We start from the raw sequence: 20,980 nt of genomic DNA, 5'->3' as shown, positions 1-20,980 counted from the left end.
CGGACTTGACCCGAGGGTCCATGCACTCCGCGTCCAATCCGGTGTTCATGGATGGTCGGGTCAAGCCCGACCATGACGGGGAAAGCTGTGCGACCGCCCTCGTCCTTCGAGGCCCTTCGGGCGCCTCAGGATGAGGACAGACTGAGACGGTTCAGCCTGCACAAACCTCCCTCATCCTGTGGTGCGAGCGAAGCGAGCCTCGAAGGACGCACAGCCTCGCCCCTACCGCCGCTCCATCTGGTCGAGCATCCGCTCCAGGGTGGAGAGCTCGTCGGCCTCGCCAGGGGGCTTGTCCCAGCGCAGGCGGCTGATGCGGGGAAACCGCATGGCCACGCCGGACTTGTGCCGGGGGGAGCGCTGCAGACCCTCGAAGGCCACCTCGAAGACCAGGCCTATATGCGGCTCGGCGCGGACCGAACGGACCGGGCCGAAACGCTCGATCGTGTTGTCGCGGACGAACTTGTCGATCTCTTTCAGCTCGGCGTCGGTGAAGCCGAAATAGGCCTTGCCCACCGGGGTCAACACCCGCTCGCCCTCGGACGCGATCGTCCACACCCCGAAGGTGTAGTCGGAATAGAAGCTGGAGCGCTTGCCGTGCCCGCGCTGGGCGTACATCAGCACCGCATCGATCAGGAACGGGTCGCGCTTCCACTTGAACCACGGCCCCTTGGGGCGGCCGGCCTCATAGATCGAGGTCAGGTGCTTGAGCATCAGCCCCTCGGCGATCTGCGGATCGCCCGCCGGCGGATCGGCTCGCAGGTCGGCCAGCTCGCTCCAGCTCTCGAAGGGCTGCAGGGGGGACAGATCGATGCGCGGATCGGCCAGCTGCGCCACCAGCGCCTCCAGGCGGACGCGCCGCTCGGTGAAGGCCAGGGTCCGCAGGTCCTCGCCCTCCAGGGCCAGGATGTCGTAGGCGCGGATGGCGGCCGGATAGGTCCGCAGCATCTTGGCGTCGACGGTCTTGCGGTTCAGCCGCTGCTGCAGATCGCCGAACGGGGCGACGACGCCGTCGCGGCGCACCAGCAGCTCGCCGTCCAGGGCGCCCTCGAAATCCAGCGCCTCGACCACGTCGGGAAAGACAGCCGAGATGTCGTCGCCGGTGCGGCTGTAGAGCCGCTTCACGCCCGCCTCGCTGACGGCTTGGATGCGGATGCCGTCCCACTTCCACTCCGCCGCATAGGCCGCCGGGTCGAGGCGGCCAAAATCCACGGCCTCATCGATGGCCTGGGCCAGCATCACCGGCCGGAACCGCCCCGGCACATCGGGGGAGGGCCGCGCCCCGTGACCCTCCAGCCAGGCGAACAGGTCCTCATAGGGCGCGTGCAGGGCGTGCCAGACCTCTTCGACCTCGGCGATCGCCACCCCGCCCAGATCGGCGCAGGCCTGTTTGGCCAGGCGCGAGGAAACGCCGACCCGCAGGCCCCCCGTCATCAGCTTGAGCAGCGCCCAGCGGGCGGTGGGGTCTGTCAGCGCATCCAGCCAGCCCTCGATCAGCCGCTGGACCTCGGCCCGACTGGCGCCGGCCAGGGCGTCCACTACTTCGGAAAGCTCCGGCTCGCGGTTGGCGCCGGGGCGGGTGGGCCAGACCAGGGCCACGGTCTCGGCCAGGTCCCCCACATAGTCGTAGGACCAGCGGAACAGGACGGCGTCCATCCGCTCTTCCACCGCCTTGCGGATGAAGGCCGGCTTGGCGGCGGAAAAGGAGAGGTCGCCGGTCAGGGCCGCCAGCGCCCACCCGCGGTCGGGATCGGGGGTTGTGGCCAGATAGTCCCGCACGAGCGTCAGCTTGGCGTTACGCGAGGCGGTCAGGGACAGACGGTCGAGCAGATCGGCGAAGGCGCGCATCAGAGGCCCGGCCCCGGCTGGCGCGCCGCAGCGGTTCGGCTATAGCGGAGGTGACCGCGCCGACTGGCGCGCAAGCCCGGGAGCCCCTGACCATGGCCGACGCCCGCGTGACCTGCATCACGAGACAGCCCCGGAAGAACCCCCACGAGGGGATCACCCATCTGGGCGGCAACGGCTGGAAGCGCAGCAAGGCCGAGGTGATCGCCGCCATCGAGGGGGGCCGCGACACCTTCTATCTCCAGGTCGGCGGCGAGCGGGCCGAGATCAACATACTCAATGGGCCGAACGGCAAGTACCTGCGGGCCTATGCCAAAAGCCAGTGGAACGACAGCCTGCTGACCCTGCCGCCCTGCATCTGAGGACGGCCGCCTCACGCCTCGTCCTCTTCCTCATAGCCGACCAGGGCCAGCGCCCGGGCCGGAATGCCCGCAAGCTCGGACCAGCGGGCCAGGGCCTCCTCCCGGCCATGGGTGATCCACAGCTCGCCAGGGCGGATCTCATCCACCGTGGCGGTCAGTTCGTCCCAGTCGGCGTGGTCGGAGATGATCAGCGGCAGCTCCACGCCCCGCTGGCGGGCCCGGGCGCGGACCCGCATCCAGCCTGAGGCGAAGGCCAGGACCGGGTCGTTGAACCGCCGCCCCCAGCGATCGACCAGCGCCGAGGGCGGGCCGATCACGATGGCGCCGGCGAAGTCCTGCTTCTTGTCGACGGTGGCCGGCAGCAGGGGGCCAAGGTCCACCCCGTGGTCCTCATAGAGGCGGTTCAGGCGTTCCAGCGCGCCGTGGACATAGATCGGCTTGTCCCAGCCGCCCTCGCGCAGCAGGCGGATGACCCGCTGGGCCTTGCCGAGCGCATAGGCGCCGACCATGTGCGTCCGCTCGGGAAACTGGGCCACCGAGCGCAGCAGCCGGGCGATCTCGCCGGCGTCGTCCGGGTGACGGAAGACCGGCAGGCCGAAGGTGGCCTCGGTGATGAAGACGTCGCAGGGGACGGGCTCGAAGGCCGCGCAGGTGGGATCTCGCCGTCGCTTGTAGTCGCCGGATACCACCATGGTCAGGCCCTTCCAGCGGACCACCGCCTGGGCCGAGCCCAGAACGTGGCCGGCCGGGACCAGAGTCACCTCCACATCGTCCCGGGCCACCGTCTCGCCATAGGGGGCGGGCTGGCGGGTGGCGGTGAAATCCGCGCCGTAGCGTTCGCCCATGATGGCCAGGGTTTCCGGCGTCGCCAGCACCGCCCCGTGGCCTGAGCGGGCGTGGTCGGCATGGCCGTGGGTCACCACGGCGCGCCCCACCGGCCGGACCGGGTCGATGTAGAAGTCGCCGGGCGGGCAATAGAGCCCTTCGGGGCGGGGACAGAGCAGGTCCTGCGGTCTGATCATCGCCTCTCCAGATGGTGAGCCCGGCCCGCCGCCGCCAGATTACGAAACGTCCACTTCATTACACAGTATTCATATTATGAAATCGAGCTCATGACCAAGACTTAACGAGTATTCCGAAGAGCGAGAAACTATACACGGGTCATCGGAACGCGGCCGACGCGCTCCACCCACACAAACCTGAAGAGACCCGCCATGATCCGCTCCAACCTCCTCGCCTTCGCCAACATCGCCCTGGCCGCCACCCCTGTCCTGGCCATCGCCATCGCCGCCTACAGCAACACCCTGCCGCTGTTCTAAGACGCTCGGGCGGCGCCGTTTTCGTTGACCGCCCCGAGGGCAAGCCGCTAGGCCCTCAGGGATGGTCAAGCCGCCCGATTTCATCACCGCCATGACCGGGCGCCTGGACGAGCAGGCGGCCCGGCACATGGTCACCCGCACTCCGCAAACCGAGGCCCTGGGCTTCCAGTTCGTCTCCATCAGTGAAGCCCGCGGCGCCATCCGGGTTCCCTGGCGCGCCGACCTGGTGGGGGACCCCGAGACCGGGGTCATCGCCTCCGGCGTCGTCACCACCCTGCTCGACCATGTCTGCGGCCTGTCGATCCGCGCAGCCAATGCGGTCCCCCAGGGCACGCTGGATCTGCGCATCGACTATATGCGGCCGGCCAGGCCCCAGGCCGACCTGATCGCCGACGGCCACTGCTACAAGCTGACCCGCACCATCGCCTTTGTCCGGGCGCTGGCCCATGACGGCGACCCCGACGATCCGGTGGCGACAGCCCAGGCGGCCTTCGCCCTGATCGGAGGCGGCGCATGAGCACCGAGACCACACCGGCCGAGCGGCTGGCCGCCTTCCTGGCGCGCACCCCCTATATCGCCTTCCTCGGCATGCGGGCCGAGCTGGCCGGGGACGAGATGACCGCCATCCTGCCCTTCTCGCCGCACCTGATCGGCAACACACTGCTGCCGGCCCTGCATGGCGGCGTGCTGGGCGCCTTCATGGAGATGACGGCGCTGGCCCAACTGGCGGTGATCACCGGCGGCCCCCGGCCCGCCAAGACCATCGACGTGACCATCGACTATCTGCGGCCGGGCCGGGCCATGGACACCTATGCCCGGGCGGAGATCAAGAAGGCCGGCCGCCGGATTTCATCGGTCCACGTCGAGGCCTGGCAGGAAGCCCGCGCCAAGCCCGTCGCCGCCATCCGCGGCCACTTCCAGACGCCCACCGAGGGCTGACGGCGCGGAGCGCCGGTTAGAAGGTCACCACAAAGGGCACAATGGGCACGAAGACACCGCGCCCTTGGTGATCTTCGTGCCCTTCGTGGTTTTCTCTAACGGCCTGAGACGCAACCCCTCCCCCTCCGCCGTCATGGCCCGGCTTGACCGGGCCATCCATGAGCACCGAGCAGGCCAGGTGTGCACGGGCCCTCGGGTCAAGCCCGAGGGAAGCGGGGCAGGTGGGCCGTACAGCTCACGACGCAAGGCCCGTCAGGCAAATGCCGCTTGAGGCAGGCGGTCATGCGCGCTACCGCCTGCGCCATGCTTCAGGGACTTTCACATGCGGCCCAAGGGGCCAAGAGCTGGCCGTTCGAACAGGCGCGCGCCCTGCTGGCGCGGATCCTGCGCCTGCGGCTGTCCGACGCCGAGCGGGATCTGGCCGTTACGCTCATCAATGCCGGCAAGGCCGACGAGGCCGTGGCTGCGCTGGAGCCCCTGCAGCGGTCGGTCATCTTCGAGACCGGCTATGGCCCGTCGGGCCTGCCCCATGTGGGCACCTTCGGCGAGGTGGCGCGGACCACCATGGTTCGCACCGCCTTCCGGGCGCTGACCGACGACGCCGTCCCCACCCGGCTGATCGCCTTCTCCGACGACATGGACGGGATGCGCAAGGTCCCGCCGGGCCTGCCCAACCAGGAGATGCTGCAGGAGGACCTGGAAAAGTCCCTCAGCGTGGTCCGCGACCCGTTCGGGACCCATGAGAGCTTTGCGGCCCACAACAACGCCCGCCTGCGCGCCTTCCTCGATGGGTTCGGCTTCGACTACGAATTCATGTCGTCGACGGAGGCCTATCGCTCGGGCCGGTTCGACGCCACCCTGCTGGTCGCCCTGGAGCGCTTCGACGCCATCCAGAAGATCATGCTGCCGACGCTGGGCGAAGAGCGCCGCGCCACCTACTCCCCCTTCCTGCCGGTGAGCCCCAGGACCGGCAAGGTGCTGCAGGTCCCGACGCTCGAACGCCATGTGGACCGCGGAACCATCATCTTCGCCGACGAGGACGGCGAGCGGGTCGAAGTCCCGGTCACTGGCGGCCATGTGAAGATGCAGTGGAAACCCGACTGGGCCCTGCGCTGGGTCGCCCTTGGCGTCGACTATGAGATGGCCGGCAAGGACCTGATCGACTCGGTCAAGGTCTCCAGCCAGGTCTGCAAGGTGCTGGGCGGAACTCCGCCGGAGGGCTTCAACTACGAGCTGTTCCTCGACGAGGGCGGCCAGAAGATCTCCAAGACCAAGGGCAACGGCTTTTCGATGGAGGAGTGGCTGCGCTACGCCACCCCCGAAAGCCTGGCCTACTACATGTTCCAGTCGCCGAAGTCGGCCAAGCGGCTGCACTTCGACGTGGCCCCCAAGGCCACCGACGAGTACCTGCAGCAGCTGGAATCCTTCAACCGCAAGAAGGCCGAGGGCGCCAACGACCCGCAGATCGACAACCCGGTCTGGCACGTCCACCGAGGCGATCCCCCGGCCGAGGGCGCGGCGATCTCGTTCGCCCTGATGCTGAACCTGGTCTCGGCGGCCAACGCCTCGACCAAGGAGATTCTCTGGGGCTTCATCAGCCGCTACATCCCCGGCGCGACGCCGGCCGATCATCCGCTGCTCGACCGCCTGGCCGGCTATGCGATCAACTATTACGAGGACTTCGTGAAGCCCGCGAAGACCTTCCGCGCCCCCACCGACCAGGAGCGCGCGGCGATTCTGGACCTGGCCGCCCGCCTGCGCGCCCTGCCCGCCGGCGCCGACGCCGAGGCGATCCAGAACGAGGTGTTCGAGGCCGGCAAGGCCGGGGGCTTCGAGCCCCTGCGGGCCTGGTTCACGGCGCTGTACGAAGTCCTGCTCGGCCAGAGCCAGGGGCCGCGCTTCGGCTCCTTCGTGGCCATCTTCGGGGTCGAGCGTACCCTGGAGCTGATCGACAAGGCCCTGGCCGGCGACCTGGTCGCTGGCTGAGCCTTGCTGAGCCTTGCTGAGCAAGGGAGCCCGACTCATTGCCGCGTCGCCCTCGGGCTTGACCCGAGGGCCCATGCACACGGCCCTTCGCCGGTGTTCATGGATGGCCCGGCGGGGCCGGGCCATGACGGCGAAGTGGAGGCCGGTCCTAGTCCATATCCAGCCAGCCGGCCGAGCCGATGGGCATGCCCGGCGGCGTCTCGGGACGGATCTCCTTGGCCGCAGCCAGTCGGCGAAGCTCCGCGGGATCCTCGATCAGGGCCACCAGCCGCGCGCGGTGGGCCCGCGTCGCGGCATCGCCGCCCCGGGCGCCCGACAGCCGCGCCGCGATGGCCTCAAGGGCCGCGCTCGCCTGGGCGGTGACGCCGGGCGCAGCGCCCGGGTCCTGGGCCAGCCGGCCGAGGTCCAGCACGGCCCGGGCCTGGGTCCGCTGGGCGATGGGGATGAGGGCTGGATCGGCGGGATCAGCGAGCACCTTGGCCGTCAGGGCGTCCAGCGCCTCGCCGGCCCCGGGCAGGGAGGGATCGCGGCGGTTCTGCTCGATCAGCCGGGCCAGGCGCTGGTCGTTCAATAATACGTCCAGGGGCAGGCCTGCGGCCACCTCGGCGGCGGCCAGGGGATCGAAGATCGGCCCGGCCAGGGTCGGGAAGAGCTCGATCTCGGTCTGCCGGTCGGTGCGGCCGGTGAGGCCGGCCGACATCAGGGGCATGAGCCCGCGCGGCGTCTCCAGGGTGGCGGGATCCAGGGCCGCCAGCAGGGCCGACAGGGCCGCGCGCTGGGCCTGGGCTGGAACTGAGGCCGCGGACTCCTTGCCATCGCCAATCACGGAATAGGCGAAATCCACCCCGCCCAGCAGCTTGCCGGCCGCCTCAACCTGATAGCGATGCATCAGATAGATAGGCACGTACTTGCGCCGCAGGGCGGCCACCGGCTCGCCGGGATAGAGGGCGCCCAGGCCGAAGCTTGAAAGCGCGGCCTTGCGCACAGCCAGCATCCGCTCGAGCTCGGCGGCCGGATCTGGACCATCGTCCCACAGGCTGCCCCAGGGCTGGCCGACGTCCAGGCCCCGGGAATCAGCGTCGGTGATGTAGCGCAGGCCGTCCGGTGATGTGGCGTTCTGGTGCAGCAGGACCTGGGCTTGGGGCTCGGGCCCATAGACCGCCGCCACGCTGAACTTGTCCCAGTCGCCGATCCCTACCGCATAGGCGTCCGACAGGTCCGGCCGGCCCTCGGTCAGCAGGATGCGCGGCGCCGGATAGTCCATCACCGAGGTGCGGCCTTGGGTGGAGCCGGCGAAATTGTGGGCGAAACCGATGGAATGGCCCACTTCATGGGCGCCCAGCTGGCGCAGGCGGGCGAGCGCCACCTCGGCCGGGTCATTGGCCCCGCCAGAGCCGGTCATGCGCGCCCCCACCAGGCCCTCGAAGATCAGCATGTCCTGGCGCACCCGCAGGGCGCCGAGCACCACTGAACCTTTAAGGATTTCGCCCGTGCGCGGATCGATGATGGTCTGGCCGTAGGACCAGCCGCGGGTCGCCCGGTCAGCCCAGTTGATCATGCTGTAGCGTACGTCCAAGGGGTCGGCGCCAGGGGGCAGCAACTCCACCCGGTAGGCGTCCTTGAAACCGGCCGCCTCGAAGGCGTCGGCCCACCAGGCCGCCCCTTCCATCAGGGCGTTGCGGATCGCTTCCGGCGCGGCGGGGTCCATATAGAAGACGATCGGCTTCTTCACCGGCGAGACCGCCGCGGTGGGATCAGTCTTCTCCAGGCGGAAGCGCAGGGCGTACTGCTTGACGATGGGCTCACCGAGCGGGGCGGCGAAGTCGAGGAACTGCAGCGCATTGCCGCCGCTGCGGGGGTCAAACACCCGCGGCTCGTAGCCGGGCTCGGGCAGCTTGACGAAGGAGTGTCGCACCTTGAGCGTCATCCGCTTGGCGTCCGGGGTGATGTTGGCCACCTCCCGGCCAGGCGTCTCGGAGACGAAGGTCTGGATGGCCTCCAGCTCGACATTCTCCGGAAAGGCCTTGGCCTCACCGGGATCAGTGAGACTGAGATCCTTCGACAGGCTCCAGCCGCTCTCCCCCGACCCCTTCAGGGCGTCGACCACCCCCAGGGCGTCCTGGGTCAGGAAGCTGGATACGTCGATCAGGATGCGGCCCTGAGGGTCCACCGACAGGATCTCGCCGGCCCAGACCATGGAGGGCGCAAAGGCGTCCCGCGCGGAGGCCTGTTCCACTGCAGGGGCGCCCACCGCGCGGAAGCGGGGGTTTTCGTACTCCGCCACCACCTTGGCCCCGACCCGGCGGAAGGCCAGCAGCCGTGAGGGGCCGAGCCTGGCCTTATCCAGGCCGATGGGCGCCGAGCCCAGGCCCGTGCGCAGGCTGGCCACATGGATGTAGCGGCCGCTCACCCCCTCGGCGTCCGGCGGCGGCAGCAGCATCAGCACCCGGCCGCGCTCGGCGTCGGCATAGATGGGGATCAGCCCCTCGGTTCGGGTCAGCCCCGCCGTGACCTCGCCCATCGGTCGCGGCGCGGCCTGAGCGGCCAGCGGACAGGACAAAAGCGCGGCCACAGCGGCGGCCGCCAGCAAGGTGTTGCGGATCATGATGACGCCCCCGGTTTGACTGCCGGCAAACTAGGGCTGGCCTGCGCGGCCCGTCCACGAGAGAGGGCGAAACCTGGGGCTGAATCGGTCTGGCGCCTCGTCTTCGCGCAGGGGGCTTGCCTTGACGTTGACGTAAGATGCCACTTACGCTGTCAGCCAGAAACAAGCCGCCAAAAACCAGGCTCAACCGGAGACGCCACACATGCCCACCGACCTGCGCCGCCCCCAACGCACCTATACGATCCGCCAGCTCTGCCTGGAGTTCAAATGCACCCCGCGCGCCCTGCGCTTCTATGAGGACAAGGGCCTGCTGACCCCGGCCCGCGACGGGATGAACCGGGTCTATTCCTACAAGGACCGCGCCCGCCTGAAGCTGATCCTGCAGGGAAAGCGGGTGGGCCTGTCCCTGGCGGAGATCGGGGAGATCCTCGACCTCTACGACCTGGACGACGGCGGCGCGGCCCAGATGGCCAAGTCCCTGCGCAAGTTCAAGGAGCGCATCGTCGCCCTGGAGAGCCAGCGCGAAGACATCGACCGGGCGATCAGCGAGCTGAAGAACGGCTGCAACAACCTGGAACAGAAGCTCATCGCCACCCGCCCCGACCTGCTGCCCCGGGCGGCCGACTATGACCAGATGCTGCGCCAGCGCCTCGACGGCCTGGAGCATGTGGGCGCCAAATAAGGCCTCATCCCTCGACCATCCTATCCTGACCGGGCCGGGCGACCGGCCCGGCCGACACCGGAGTCCCCATGCCCTATCAGCCCCCCGTCCGCGACCACCTCTTCCTGCTGCGCGATGTCCTGCAGATCGAGCGCTATGGGGATCTGCCGGGCTTCTCCGAAGCCTCCATGGACCTGGTCGCCCAGATCATCGAGGAAGGCGCCAGGTTCACCGGCGAGGTCCTGGCCCCGCTCAACGCCATCGGCGACAAGCAGGGCTGCACCTGGCATCCCGACAACACGGTCACCACGCCTGAGGGCTTCAAGGCCGCCTATAAGGGCCTGGTCGACGGCGGCTGGCCAGCCATCGGGGCCGACAAGGCCTATGGCGGCCAGGGGCTGGCCCATGTGGTCAACCTGTCCTTCTCGGAAATGTCGTCCTCGGCCAACATGGCGTTTTCCATGTATCCGGGCCTGACGCACGGGGCCTATTCGGCCATCCACACTGGCGGATCCCAGGACCAGAAGGACCTCTATCTGCCCAAGCTCGCTTCGGGCGAATGGTGCGGCACCATGAACCTGACCGAGCCCCACTGCGGCACTGATCTGGGCCTCCTGCGCACTAAGGCGGTCCCGCAGGCCGACGGCTCCTATCGCATCACCGGCCAGAAGATCTGGATCTCCGGCGGCGAGCACGACATGGCCGACAACATCGTCCACCTGGTCCTGGCCAGGATCGAGGGCGCGCCCGCCGGCACCCGCGGCATCAGCCTGTTCATCGTGCCGAAGTTCATCCCGGACGCCGAAGGCAAGCCCGGCGCGCGCAACACCGTCTTCTGCGCCGGCCTGGAAGAGAAGATGGGCATCCACGGCAACGCCACCTGCGTCATCCAGCACGAGGAGTCGGTGGGCTGGCTGGTGGGCGAGGAGAACCAGGGCCTGCGCCTGATGTTCGTGATGATGAACGAGGCCCGCATCGGGGTCGGCCTGCAAGGGGTCGCCCAGGCCGAGGCCGCCTATCAGGCCGCCGCCGCCTTCGCCAAGGACCGCCTGCAGGGCCGCTCCCTGACGGGTCCGAAGAACCCCGACGGCCCCGCCGACCCGATCATCGTCCATCCTGACGTGCGCCGCATGCTGATGGACTCCAAGGCGGTCATCGAGGCCGGACGCGCCTTCCTGTTCTGGACCGCCCTGCACGGGGATCTGGCCCATGGCAGCCCCGATGAGGCCGTCCGTCAGAAGGGTTCTGACTACATGGCGCTGATGACCCCGGTGGTGAAGGGCTTCCTCACCGACCGCGGCTTCAAGGTCTGTTCCGACGCCATGCAGGTGCATGGCGGCTCCGGCTTCACCGAACACTTCCCCGCCAGCCAGTACATGCGCGATTGCCGCATCGCGCTCATCTATGAGGGCACCAACGGGGTTCAGGCCCTGGACCTGGTGGGCCGCAAGCTGGCCGCCGAGGGCGGCCGCGGCGTCATGGGCTTCTTCGCCGAGATCGACGCCTATGTGGGGGCCCATGAGAACGATCCAGCGCTCGCCCCGATCATCGAGGGCCTGTCCCACGCCAAGGAAGAACTGCAGGACGCCACCATGTGGCTGATGGCCAATGGCCTGGCCAATCCCGACCATGCCGGCGCGGCCTCCACCGACTACATGCACCTCTTCGGGCTGACGGCGCTCGCCTATATGTGGGCGATGATGGCCCGGGCCGCCCAGGACAAGATCACCGCCGGCGACACCGATCCCTATTATGCGACCCGCCTGACGCTCGCCCGCTACTATGTGGAGCGCATCCTGCCCGAGACCAGCGCCCATCTGACCAAGCTGAAGACCGGGGCCGACACCTTGATGAGCCTGCCGGCCGAAGCCTTCTGATGGCGACCTACCGCGCCAGCGTCACCTGGCGGCTGTCGGCGGGGGAGGACTTTCCCGCCGGCCGCTACAGCCGCGGCCACGAACTAGGCTTCGACCGGGGCACAGCCGTGCCGGGCACCGCCTCGTCTCATGTGGTGGGCAACAAGTGGTCGGTGGAGGGCGCGGTCGATCCCGAGCAGATGCTGGTGGCCTCCCTATCGTCCTGCCACATGCTCACCTTCCTGCACCGGGCGCGGCTGGCGGGCTTCGCCGTGGCGTCCTATGCCGACGCAGCTGAAGGCGTGATGAGCGAGATCAGCCCGGGTCGACAGGCTGTGACCAAGGTCACCCTGCATCCCACCATCGAATGGGCCGGCGCCGCCCCAGACGCCGAGACCCTGGCGCGTCTGCACCACGAGGCTCACGAGGAGTGCTTCATCGCCAATTCGGTGAAGACCGAGGTGGTGGTCGCCTGAGGGGCGCAACCACCTCAAACTCCGTCACCCTCGGGCTCGACCCGAGGGTCCATACGCACAGTCGTTCGCCGGTATTCATGGATGGTCGGGTCGAGCCCGACCATGACGGCGGATATGCGCGAGAGGCGCAGAATTGAGTAGCGCAGCCAGCCGACCCCTCAACGCCGCCTCGTCCTTCATCTCGCACTCCCAGACCACCTCGACCCGCCAGCCGGCCTCGATCAGGGCCGCGCCGACCGTGGCGTCTCGGGTCCGGTTGCGGGCGACCTTGCCCAGCCAGTAGTCGCGGTTGGCCTTCGGGACCCGAGCCCCTCTGGCGCAGTCGTGGCCATGCCAGAAGCAACCATGGGCGAAGAGCACGAGCCTGCGGCCCGGCAGGACGATGTCGGGCGAGCCAGGCAGGTCTCGGCGATTGAGGCGATAGCGGGCGCCGAGCCTCGTCAGCAGGCGGCGCAGGGTGCGCTCCGGCGTGGTGCCGGAGCCCTTGACCTGGCGCATGACGGCCGAGCGCTTGGCCGCGTCATAGACGTCGGTCACGCCCGGCCGCTCCGCAGTTCCTACAGCCCTTCGAAGAGGGCGGTGGAGAGGTAGCGCTCGGCGAAGCTCGGGATGATGACGACGATGGTCTTGCCGACCATATCGTCCCGGCTGGCCACATGGAAGGCCGCGGTCAGGGCGGCGCCCGACGAGATGCCCACCGGAATCCCCTCTTCCCGGGCCACACGGCGGGCCATGGCGAAGCTGTCGTCATTGGAGACCTGGACCACCTCGTCGATGACGCTGCGGTCGAGGATGGAGGGGACGAAACCCGCCCCAATGCCCTGGATCTTGTGCGGACCAGGCTGCCCGCCGGACAGGACCGGCGAGGCCTCGGGCTCAACGGCGATCATCTTCAGGGTGGGTTTGCGGGCCTTCAGCACCTGGCCGACGCCGGAAATGGTGCCGCCGGTGCCGACGCCGGAGATCACGGCGTCCACCTTGCCGTCGGTGTCGTTCCAGATCTCCTCAGCCGTCGAGACCCGGTGGACCAGAGGGTTGGCCCCGTTGTCGAACTGCTGAGGCATGACGGCGCCCGGCGTCGCCTCGACGATCTCCCGGGCGCGCGCAACCGCGCCGGCCATGCCGCGCTCAGCGGGAGTAAGTTCGAGCTTGGCGCCCATCAGGGCCAGCATCTTGCGCCGTTCGATGGACATGCTCTCGGGCATGACCAGGGTCAGGGGATAGCCCTTGGCCGCGGCCACGAAGGCCAGCGCGATGCCGGTATTTCCGCTGGTGGGTTCGACGATGGTGGAGCCCGCCTTCAGGATCCCCTGGGCCTCCAGGGACTCGATCATCGCCACGCCGATGCGGTCCTTGACCGAGGCGATGGGATTGAAGAACTCGAGCTTGGCCAGCACCTCGCCCTTGGGCTTGAGCGCCGCGGTCAGCCGCGGCAGGCGCACCAGGGGGGTATCGCCCATGGTGTCGATGATCGAGTTGTAAACCCGCCCCCGGCCCGCCCGGCGGAGGCCTTCGGCGTCGTAGGTCTTGTCGGAATTGGCGTCCATGGACCTGCCTTCAAAATTCGCGTGTCGTGCCCTTTGAACGCGAACTTAGGGGTTCAGGTCGCAATTGTAAGCCGGTCATTCGGCGGCGATGACAGGGCGATCGGCGCCGATCAGCGGCTGGAGCAGGTTTTCCGAAAGCCAGGCCACCACCGGAACCGCCACCCCGTCGCCGGTCACATGCAGGGCGCCATTGGCCGAGGGGGGCAGGACATAGGTGTCCGGCAGACCCATCAACCGGGCCGACTCCCGCGGGGAGATCAGCCGTGAACGCAGGCCGCCCTCGTCGCCGACCAGCAGCATCTGCCGCGACGAGCCGCCGGCCGGCGTACGCAGGCAGCCCGCCAGGCCATCGAGACGCACCTCGGCCCGCTGCACCCGCACGCCATTCTCGGTCCGGATCCGGCGATATGCCGCGCCCACCGCCTGGCCCTTGGCGGCCCGCTCGGCGTCGAACCGGCGACGATGCAGGGGCGACATCTGGTCGAGCAGCGCTTGCGTCTGGGCCGGCGTCCGCCACGCGACCGCCCCCTCATCCTCCAGGAGGCTGGAAAGCTCGGTGTTGCGGGCGGGCGGCGCGGGCAGGCGCCACCAGACCCAGCGCGCTGCCAGCTCGGCTGGCAGGCGGCCTTGCGCCTCGGTCAGGGCGCGGCTGTGGAACGGGCTGTCGCCGATCAGGGACCCGGGCGGCGCAGACCGGGTGGCCACCACGAAGACCCTGGGCCGCGACTGGGGCACGAAGCGGGCGGCGTCGATCTCCAGGGCGCCAAAGTGATAGCCCTCGTCAGCCAGGGCCTGGCACAGGGCCTGGAAGTCGGCCCCGCCATGCGAGGTGAGCAGGCCGACAACATTCTCGATGACGATGGTCTTCGGCGCCCGGCCCTCGGCGTTCAGCCCCTGGACCAGCTGCCAGAAGCCGAAGAAGGCCGATGACCGCCCGCCGGCCAGCCCCGCACGGGCGCCGGCCAGACTGAAGTCCTGGCAGGGCGAGGAGGCCCAGGCGAGATCGGCCTGTCCGGGAAGGTCGGACGCCTCCAGCTTCCAGACATCGCCCTCCCGGAAATGGACCTCAGCGTCGGGGAAGTTGGCGCGATAGGCGCGGGCCTTGACCGGATCGAAGTCGTTGGCGAAGGCGCAGTCCCACGCCTCTCCTAAGCCAAGCCTGGCCATGCCGCCGCCGGCGAAGAATTCATAGAAGGTGGGGCGACGGTTTCGACTCATGGGCGGGGAGTCTAACCTGTCCCGGCCCTCGGGAAAGGACCCCAGTCATGCGCCATCCATTCGCCGTCCGCTCCATGCCTGGCCGCCTCAGCGGAGCGGCCCTCGTGCTCGCCCTGGGCCTGGCCGCCTGCCAGCCCCAGGCGCCCGATGGCGGCGAGGCGGAGGCGCCGGCCGACGCGCCGCCCGCAGAACCCGCCCCAACGCCGACGCCGACGCCGCCGGTGGCGGCCGGCCCCTATGACGGGGAGATGCGGGCGGTGGGGACCGAGCCCTTCTGGGGCCTGCGGATCAGGGACACGGAGATCACCCTGGAACGCCCGGACTTCCCATCGAGCCAGGGCCCGAACCCCGGCTTCGTCCTGGAAGAGGGCCGCGCGGTCTGGCGCACCCGCACCGCCGACGGCGGCGATCTGATGGTGACGATCTGGGAGGCCGCCTGTTCCGACGGCATGTCCGACCTGACCTATGCCTATCAGGCCCGCGTGCAGAGCGGAGATGAGACGCTGGAAGGCTGCGCCGGCAAGGAAGGCGCCATGCCCCGGGAGGGGTAGGCAAACCCTTGAGTCGCGCCTCAGTCGAGATCCAGGGTCGCGATCTGCGGCGCCTTGTCGGCGGCCGCTGGCGAAGCCCCCGGGGTGGGCAACAGGAAGCCCACGGTCACGGCCGCCAGGGCCAGAACGATAAAGACGACTCTCAGGGCCACGGCTCTGCACTCCTCAGGACGGGTCGGCCCGCCGCTTGCCAGCCGGCAGAAACGGCTGTGGCCGAACGCGGTTCCGCTGGACCCGCATTCCCGCGGGCCAGATCCCGCCGATCTGGCGAGAAATAGGGCGGCGGCGCTCAGCACGCTTGACGTCAGCGGTTCCGCGGGGAGCTAATCGGCGCAAGGACGGGCGAAAGACCTGTCCACGCCAGGGAGGCGGCGAATTGGAACGGGCATATGACCTCGTCGTGCGCGGCGGGACTCTGGCCGATGGCACCGGCGCGCCGGTCTATGAGGCGGATATCGCGATCAAGGACGGGCGCATCGTCGCCCTGGGTGAAGTCCGCGGCGCAGGCGCCGAAGAGATCGACGCCCGGGGCCGGCTGGTCACCCCGGGCTTTGTCGACATCCACACCCATTATGACGGCCAGGCCACCTGGGACGCGCACATGCAGCCCTCGTCCTGGCATGGGGTCACCACCGTGGTCATGGGCAATTGCGGGGTCGGCTTCGCGCCCTGCCGGCCCGAAGACCACGACCGGCTGATCCGGCTGATGGAGGGGGTGGAAGACATCCCCTTCCCCGTCCTCACCCAGGGCCTGGCCTGGAACTGGGAGAGTTTTCCCGACTATCTCGACGCCCTGTCGCAGCGGCGGTTCGATGTGGACATCGGCGCCCAGCTGCCCCACGCGGCCCTGCGGGTCTATGTGATGGGCGAGCGCGGCGCGGCCCGGGAGGCGGCGACGGGCGCCGACATCGCCGCCATGGCCGAGTTGGCGCACCAGGCGATGGCCGCCGGCGCCCTGGGCTTCTCCACCTCTCGGACCCTGAACCACCGCACCAGTGACGGACAGCCGACGCCCACCCTGACGGCCGGCGAGGACGAGCTCACCGGCATCGCCATGGGCCTGGCCCGCGCCGGCAAGGGGGTGCTGCAGGTGGTCTCTGACTTCGCCGACCCCGAGGCCGAGTTCGCCATGCTGCGGCGGATCGTCGAGGCTTCAGGTCGGCCCCTGTCCTTCTCGCTCACCCAGCACGCCAAGGCGCCCCAGGCCTGGCGGCTGCTGCTGGACGCCCTGACCGACGCCACCGGCGCTGGCCTGCCCATGAAGGCGCAGGTCTGCGGCCGGCCGGTGGGCATCCTGTTTGGCTTCGAGCTGACCCTCAATCCCTTCAGCCAGCAGCCGACCTATCAAGGCCTGGCCCATCTGCCCCTGGCCGAGCGGGTAGCCCGGCTGGCCGACCCGCAGGTTCGCGCCGCCCTGTTGGCCGAGGCCGAGGCGGGGACCCCGGGCTTCGCCGCCGCCGCGGCCCGCAACTGGGGCAATATGTATCTGATGGGCGAGGTCCCGGACTATGAGCCGCGGCCCAGCCAGACCCTGGCGGCCCTGGCCCAGAAGGCTGGAACCAGCCCTGAGGCCCTGGCGCTCGACCACCTGTTGTCCAACGGCGGGCGGGGCATGCTCTACCTGCCCTTCCTCAACTATGCGGAGGGCTCGCTTGCCCCCAGCTACGAGATGCTGGGCCATCCCGATGCGGTGCCGGGCCTGTCGGACGGCGGCGCCCATGTGGGGATGATCTGCGACGGCTCCTTCCCCACCTCCAACCTCACCCACTGGACCCGTGACCGGACCCGGGGGCCGCGATTTGACCTGGAAGCCATGGTGCGGATGCAGACCCGCGACACCGCCCGGGCGGTCGGCCTCTATGACCGGGGCATGCTGGCGGTCGGCTACCGGGCCGATCTCAACATCATCGACTATGAGAACCTCGCCCTGGAGGCGCCCAGTGTCGCCTATGACCTGCCGGCCGGCGGCCGCCGGTTGATCCAGCGCGCCCGGGGCTATGTGGCCACCATCGTCGCCGGCCAGATCACCCAGCGGGACGGAGAGCCCACCGGCGCCCTGCCCGGCCGGCTGCTGCGCGGCGCCCAGGCGCAGCCGGTGGCCATGGCCGCGGAGTAGGGGCGCCATAGGGGGGAAGGGGCCGGCTCAAACACGGTTTTCCCTTCGACCGGCCCGCCGACGCACGCCATAAGGCGGCCCATGACCGCTTCGCTCGACGAGGCGCGGGAGGTCCTGCGCCGCACCTTCGGACACGCTGATTTCCGGGGCCTTCAGGGCGAGGTGATCACCGAGGCCCTGGCCGGGCGCAGCGCGCTCGCCGTCCTGCCCACTGGCGGCGGCAAGAGCCTTTGTTATCAGATCCCGAGCATGCTGCGGCCCGGGCTCGGCCTCGTGGTCTCGCCGCTGATCGCCCTGATGACCGACCAGGTCGCCGCCCTGCAGCAGTCGGGCGTGGCGGCGGCCCGGCTGGATTCGGCCATCGAACCGGAGGAGCGGGCGCAGACCTGGCGTCGGGTCGAGGCCGGCGAGCTCGACCTGCTCTATGTGTCGCCCGAGGGCCTGATGGCCCCGCACATGATGGAGCGGCTGCGGCGCACCCCGCTGGCGCTGATCGCCATCGACGAGGCCCACTGCGTCAGCCAGTGGGGCCACGACTTCCGCCCCGACTACCGCACGCTGGGGCGCCTCGCCGACATCTTCCCCGACGTGCCGCGCCTGGCGGTCACCGCCACCGCTGACGCCCGCACCCGGGACGACATCCGCGCCGAGCTGCGCCTGGAAGACGCCCAGGAGTTTGTGGCCAGCTTCGCGAGGCCCGAGCTCGCCCTGTTCGCCGAGCGCAAGTCCGGCCCAGCCCAGAAGCGGGTGCTGGAACTGGTGGCCGAGCGGCGGGGCAGGTCAGGGGTGGTCTATGCCGGCTCCCGGGACGGCACCGAACGCCTGGCCGAGGCCCTGCGCCAGGCCGGCGTCGACGCCCAGGCCTATCATGCGGGCCTGGACAAGCATGTCCGCGCCCACCGGCTCGAAGCCTTTCTCGAGGCCGAGGATGCTGTGATGGTGGCGACCATCGCCTTTGGCATGGGGGTGGACAAGCCCGACGTCCGCTTCGTCATCCACGCCGATCCGCCGGGCTCCATCGAGGCCTATTGGCAGGAGATCGGCCGGGCCGGCCGCGACGGCGACCCCGCCGAGGGCATCACCCTCTACGGCGCCTCAGACCTCGCCTGGGCCCTGCGGCGCATCGATGGCCGGGAGATGGACGAGGCGGTCAAGCAGGTGCAGGTGCGAAAGGTGCGCCAGCTCTACGCCATGCTGGAGGGCGCCGGCTGCCGGGCCGCCGCGGTCCGCCGCTATTTCGGCGAGGAGGGGGTGGAGGCCTGCGGCCAGTGCGATGTGTGCCTGAACCCCCCGGAAACCCAGGACGCCACCCAGGCCGCCCAGAAGGCGCTGTCAGCCGTCCACCGGATGGGCGGACGGTTTGGCCGCGGCCGGCTGGTGGACCACCTGCTGGGCAAGACCAAGGACCCGTCCGACTTCGAGGCCGGCCTCTCCACCTTCGGGGTCGGCCAGGAGCTGGCCGCGCCGGGCTGGCGCGACCTGATCGACCAGCTGCTGTTCGAGGGCCTGCTGCGGGAAGACCCCAACGACAACCGCCCGCTTATCGCGCTGGGCGAAGCCGAGGGCGTGCGCGCCGTCTATCGGGGCGAGCGGCCGGTGCGGATGCGCAAGGCCGCCCCCGGCGCCGAGCGGCAAGCTCCGGGCCGCCGCCGCGCCAGCGCCAGCGACCTGGCCCTGCCGCCGGCCGACCAGGGCCTGTTCGAAGCCCTGCGCGCCTGGCGCCGCGAGGAAGCCGGCCGCCAGCACGTGCCCCCCTATGTCATCTTCCATGACCGGACGCTCGCCGAGATCGCCCAGGCGAGGCCCGCCGCCGAACGGGCGCTCGGCGCCATCTCCGGCGTCGGCGAAGGCAAGCTCGCCCGCTACGGCGAGGCGGTCCTGGCGGTGGTCCGGGGGTTTGAGGGGTGAAGTGGGTTGGCGGAGTCGGCTATGGGTGGAAAGCAGACCTGTGTCGCGTATCCTCCTCCCATGATGAACCTCATCCGGGGACTGCGGCTGCGATGGGATATCCGTCGCGGCGGCGCGTATGAAAAGGGATGGAGCGCTTTCGAGGCGGGCGACTTGGCTGGCGCGGCGGCAGTTTGGACCCCCTTGGCCCGGCGAGGCAATGCATCAGCGATGTACGGTCTCGGTCTCATTGCTGAGCGAGGGTACCCGAGCTCGCCCCGTGACGTTCAGCAAGCGTTTCTGTGGATGAAGGAAGCCGCAGGAGAAGGGTTGGGGGTCGCCTACACAGCCCTCGGGCGCATGTACGAGATTGGGAATGGTCCGGTTCCGCAGGATCCCGCGGAAGCCGCCCGATACTACAGGTATGCCGCGTTAGCAGGAGAGCCGTACGCGCAGGTCTATCTCGGCCGGCTGTACGAACACGGGGACGGAGTGCCGAAGGACATTGAGGAGGCGTTCCGTTGGTACCGCAAGGCTGCTGATCAGGGTGACGAAGAAGCGCTTGCCATCTTGCGCACCATCGGAGGATCAAAGCTGGAGCAGTAAGCTGCGCCAACTCTGCAGTGGTTTGGAGGCGGACCTCTAGCCCTCCTGCCAGAACGTCAATTCGTAGTCGAGGTAGTCGAGGCCAGGCTCATCGGTGAACTGCACGACGAACTGACGCTCGGGGAAGTCTGCCGCTAGCTTAGCCCTGTGCGTCTCCTGCAGCACACGACCGATATAGCGAAGCTGTGCTTCATTTGGCTTCGAGGCGTTCACATGGAGGTCGGCAATATGGAAATGGTTCATGCTGGCCTCAATGGCCCGACGGTCGCCGCCCGTGGCCTGCTCCCATTGCCTTAGGGCGTCGGCCGTTGCGCCCGCTCTGAGGACGTAGCCGTCAATGACAACGAATCTGGGCCAGAAGACGAGGCTGTAGCCGACAGCCAGTTCATAGCTTCCCATCATTTCAATCCAGGCGTCCGGCCCAACGCCTTCGCCATTGTTCCAGTTGGGAAGCTCGGCGATCAGGTCCTGGAAACTGTTCTCATCGCCCATCGGGCCACCCTGCCGCTGGAGCAGTAAGTCCGCAACGGATGGTGAGCGGACGTTACGCTTCTTCTTCGTCGCTACCCCAGATGCGCGGGCTCAGATCGGCTTGCGCGGGATTGCCATTCAGGAAGAGGCTACGTCGCTGACCTTCCGGCATTCCCCCCAGCTGATCCGCGCGAGTTTGGGCGTGTGCGATATCTGAAAAACCTTCGAACCAGACTAAGTCGTCCACGCCAAACTTGGAGACCCATTCCATATCCAGGAGCGATACCGAGACCCCTACGTAGGACCTAGCCAGTCCCTTGCTGGTAGCGATGTAAACGTAAGCTGAGGTCGGGCTGTCCATAATGGCAACATGCCGCTGACACGGGATGCCCGCAACGGGTCCAGGCTGTGTGAAAACGCCGCGAATTTAGCTAGAATCGGCCATCGTTCGGAGGGCTGGTCATGGGGCGTTTCGTTGAGGGTGAGGATCGGCGCCAGTCGTTCCTGTTGCCGGCTTCGCTGGACGATTACGTGGCCG

The 20,980-nt window shown here is 69.0% G+C and carries 19 protein-coding genes; 11 read left to right on the top strand and 8 right to left on the bottom strand.

All coding sequences use genetic code 11. The features are described 5' to 3' along the window. Positions 1-222: 222 nt before the first annotated feature. Positions 223-1,845 (bottom strand): cisplatin damage response ATP-dependent DNA ligase, encoded by a 1,623-nt coding sequence (locus Q8N19_RS10905; protein WP_305590554.1) that lies wholly within the window; start codon positions 1,843-1,845, stop codon positions 223-225. Between the two features lie 92 nt (positions 1,846-1,937). Between Q8N19_RS10905 and Q8N19_RS10900 the strand changes: the two genes are divergently transcribed. Next, on the top strand, positions 1,938-2,204 hold the full coding sequence (locus tag Q8N19_RS10900; RefSeq protein WP_305590552.1) for a DUF3892 domain-containing protein: 267 nt from the start codon (positions 1,938-1,940) through the stop codon (positions 2,202-2,204). An 11-nt stretch (positions 2,205-2,215) separates the two neighbouring features. On the opposite strand, the gene Q8N19_RS10895 is transcribed toward Q8N19_RS10900, so the two are convergent. Continuing rightward, positions 2,216-3,226, bottom strand: a complete 1,011-nt coding sequence (locus Q8N19_RS10895; protein ID WP_305590550.1) for a ligase-associated DNA damage response exonuclease — start codon at positions 3,224-3,226, stop codon at positions 2,216-2,218. 358 nt (positions 3,227-3,584) lie between these two features. On the opposite strand from Q8N19_RS10895, the gene Q8N19_RS10890 reads away from it, so the two are divergent. The 3 genes from Q8N19_RS10890 (at position 3,585) to Q8N19_RS10880 (ending at position 6,448) form a co-directional block, all read left to right on the top strand. Then, a complete protein-coding gene (locus tag Q8N19_RS10890) occupies positions 3,585-4,040 on the top strand; it encodes a PaaI family thioesterase (protein WP_305590548.1) in 456 nt (151 codons plus the stop codon). Further along, positions 4,037-4,462 (top strand): PaaI family thioesterase, encoded by a 426-nt coding sequence (locus Q8N19_RS10885; RefSeq protein ID WP_305590547.1) that lies wholly within the window; start codon positions 4,037-4,039, stop codon positions 4,460-4,462. The genes Q8N19_RS10890 and Q8N19_RS10885 overlap by 4 nt, the downstream gene beginning before the upstream one ends. Before the next feature lie 303 nt (positions 4,463-4,765). Next, the gene (locus tag Q8N19_RS10880) at positions 4,766-6,448 is read left to right on the top strand and encodes a lysine--tRNA ligase (protein WP_305590691.1); all 1,683 of its coding nucleotides are present in this window, start codon (positions 4,766-4,768) and stop codon (positions 6,446-6,448) included. A gap of 148 nt (positions 6,449-6,596) precedes the next feature. Here the strand turns inward: Q8N19_RS10880 and Q8N19_RS10875 are convergent, their stop codons facing one another. After that, positions 6,597-9,053, bottom strand: a complete 2,457-nt coding sequence (locus Q8N19_RS10875; RefSeq protein WP_305590545.1) for a zinc-dependent metalloprotease — start codon at positions 9,051-9,053, stop codon at positions 6,597-6,599. A gap of 202 nt (positions 9,054-9,255) precedes the next feature. Between Q8N19_RS10875 and Q8N19_RS10870 the strand changes: the two genes are divergently transcribed. From Q8N19_RS10870 to Q8N19_RS10860, 3 genes are all read left to right on the top strand, one after another. Continuing rightward, positions 9,256-9,735, top strand: a complete 480-nt coding sequence (locus tag Q8N19_RS10870; RefSeq protein WP_293322234.1) for a MerR family DNA-binding transcriptional regulator — start codon at positions 9,256-9,258, stop codon at positions 9,733-9,735. A gap of 68 nt (positions 9,736-9,803) precedes the next feature. Further along, positions 9,804-11,591: an acyl-CoA dehydrogenase C-terminal domain-containing protein gene (locus Q8N19_RS10865; protein ID WP_305590543.1), complete on the top strand. Its 1,788-nt coding sequence runs from the start codon at positions 9,804-9,806 to the stop codon at positions 11,589-11,591. Further along, the gene (locus Q8N19_RS10860) at positions 11,591-12,046 is read left to right on the top strand and encodes an OsmC family protein (RefSeq protein WP_305590541.1); all 456 of its coding nucleotides are present in this window, start codon (positions 11,591-11,593) and stop codon (positions 12,044-12,046) included. The genes Q8N19_RS10865 and Q8N19_RS10860 overlap by 1 nt, the downstream gene beginning before the upstream one ends. Positions 12,047-12,121: 75 nt before the next feature. On the opposite strand, the gene Q8N19_RS10855 is transcribed toward Q8N19_RS10860, so the two are convergent. The 3 genes from Q8N19_RS10855 to Q8N19_RS10845 form a co-directional block, all read right to left on the bottom strand. Continuing rightward, positions 12,122-12,583 (bottom strand): very short patch repair endonuclease, encoded by a 462-nt coding sequence (locus Q8N19_RS10855; protein ID WP_305590539.1) that lies wholly within the window; start codon positions 12,581-12,583, stop codon positions 12,122-12,124. 20 nt (positions 12,584-12,603) lie between these two features. Beyond that, positions 12,604-13,593 carry a cysteine synthase A gene (cysK, locus tag Q8N19_RS10850; RefSeq protein ID WP_305590537.1) on the bottom strand — a complete coding sequence of 330 codons (990 nt, stop codon included), beginning with the start codon at positions 13,591-13,593 and terminating at the stop codon, positions 12,604-12,606. A gap of 75 nt (positions 13,594-13,668) precedes the next feature. Beyond that, complete coding sequence (locus Q8N19_RS10845; protein ID WP_305590535.1) at positions 13,669-14,811, bottom strand: DNA cytosine methyltransferase; 1,143 nt, start codon at positions 14,809-14,811, stop codon at positions 13,669-13,671. 47 nt (positions 14,812-14,858) lie between these two features. Between Q8N19_RS10845 and Q8N19_RS10840 the strand changes: the two genes are divergently transcribed. Further along, positions 14,859-15,362: a COG3650 family protein gene (locus Q8N19_RS10840; RefSeq protein ID WP_305590533.1), complete on the top strand. Its 504-nt coding sequence runs from the start codon at positions 14,859-14,861 to the stop codon at positions 15,360-15,362. A 20-nt stretch (positions 15,363-15,382) separates the two neighbouring features. Here the strand turns inward: Q8N19_RS10840 and Q8N19_RS10835 are convergent, their stop codons facing one another. Then, complete coding sequence (locus Q8N19_RS10835) at positions 15,383-15,514, bottom strand: hypothetical protein (RefSeq protein WP_305590532.1); 132 nt, start codon at positions 15,512-15,514, stop codon at positions 15,383-15,385. A gap of 224 nt (positions 15,515-15,738) precedes the next feature. Here Q8N19_RS10835 and Q8N19_RS10830 point away from each other — a divergent pair, with 224 nt between their 5' ends. From Q8N19_RS10830 to Q8N19_RS10820, 3 genes are all read left to right on the top strand, one after another. Next, positions 15,739-17,478 (top strand): amidohydrolase family protein, encoded by a 1,740-nt coding sequence (locus Q8N19_RS10830; protein ID WP_305590530.1) that lies wholly within the window; start codon positions 15,739-15,741, stop codon positions 17,476-17,478. An 81-nt stretch (positions 17,479-17,559) separates the two neighbouring features. Beyond that, the gene (recQ, locus tag Q8N19_RS10825; protein WP_305590528.1) at positions 17,560-19,386 is read left to right on the top strand and encodes a DNA helicase RecQ; all 1,827 of its coding nucleotides are present in this window, start codon (positions 17,560-17,562) and stop codon (positions 19,384-19,386) included. 60 nt (positions 19,387-19,446) lie between these two features. Beyond that, the gene (locus tag Q8N19_RS10820; RefSeq protein ID WP_305590526.1) at positions 19,447-19,971 is read left to right on the top strand and encodes a tetratricopeptide repeat protein; all 525 of its coding nucleotides are present in this window, start codon (positions 19,447-19,449) and stop codon (positions 19,969-19,971) included. A 36-nt stretch (positions 19,972-20,007) separates the two neighbouring features. On the opposite strand, the gene Q8N19_RS10815 is transcribed toward Q8N19_RS10820, so the two are convergent. Next, positions 20,008-20,463: a hypothetical protein gene (locus tag Q8N19_RS10815; protein ID WP_305590524.1), complete on the bottom strand. Its 456-nt coding sequence runs from the start codon at positions 20,461-20,463 to the stop codon at positions 20,008-20,010. Between the last annotated feature and the right edge of the window lie 517 nt (positions 20,464-20,980).

The sequence above is a fragment of the Phenylobacterium sp. genome (assembly GCF_030693405.1).
Taxonomy (GTDB): domain Bacteria; phylum Pseudomonadota; class Alphaproteobacteria; order Caulobacterales; family Caulobacteraceae; genus Phenylobacterium.
Note: the sequence above shows the minus strand (reverse complement) of the source record. Positions and strands in the feature narration are given on the sequence as shown.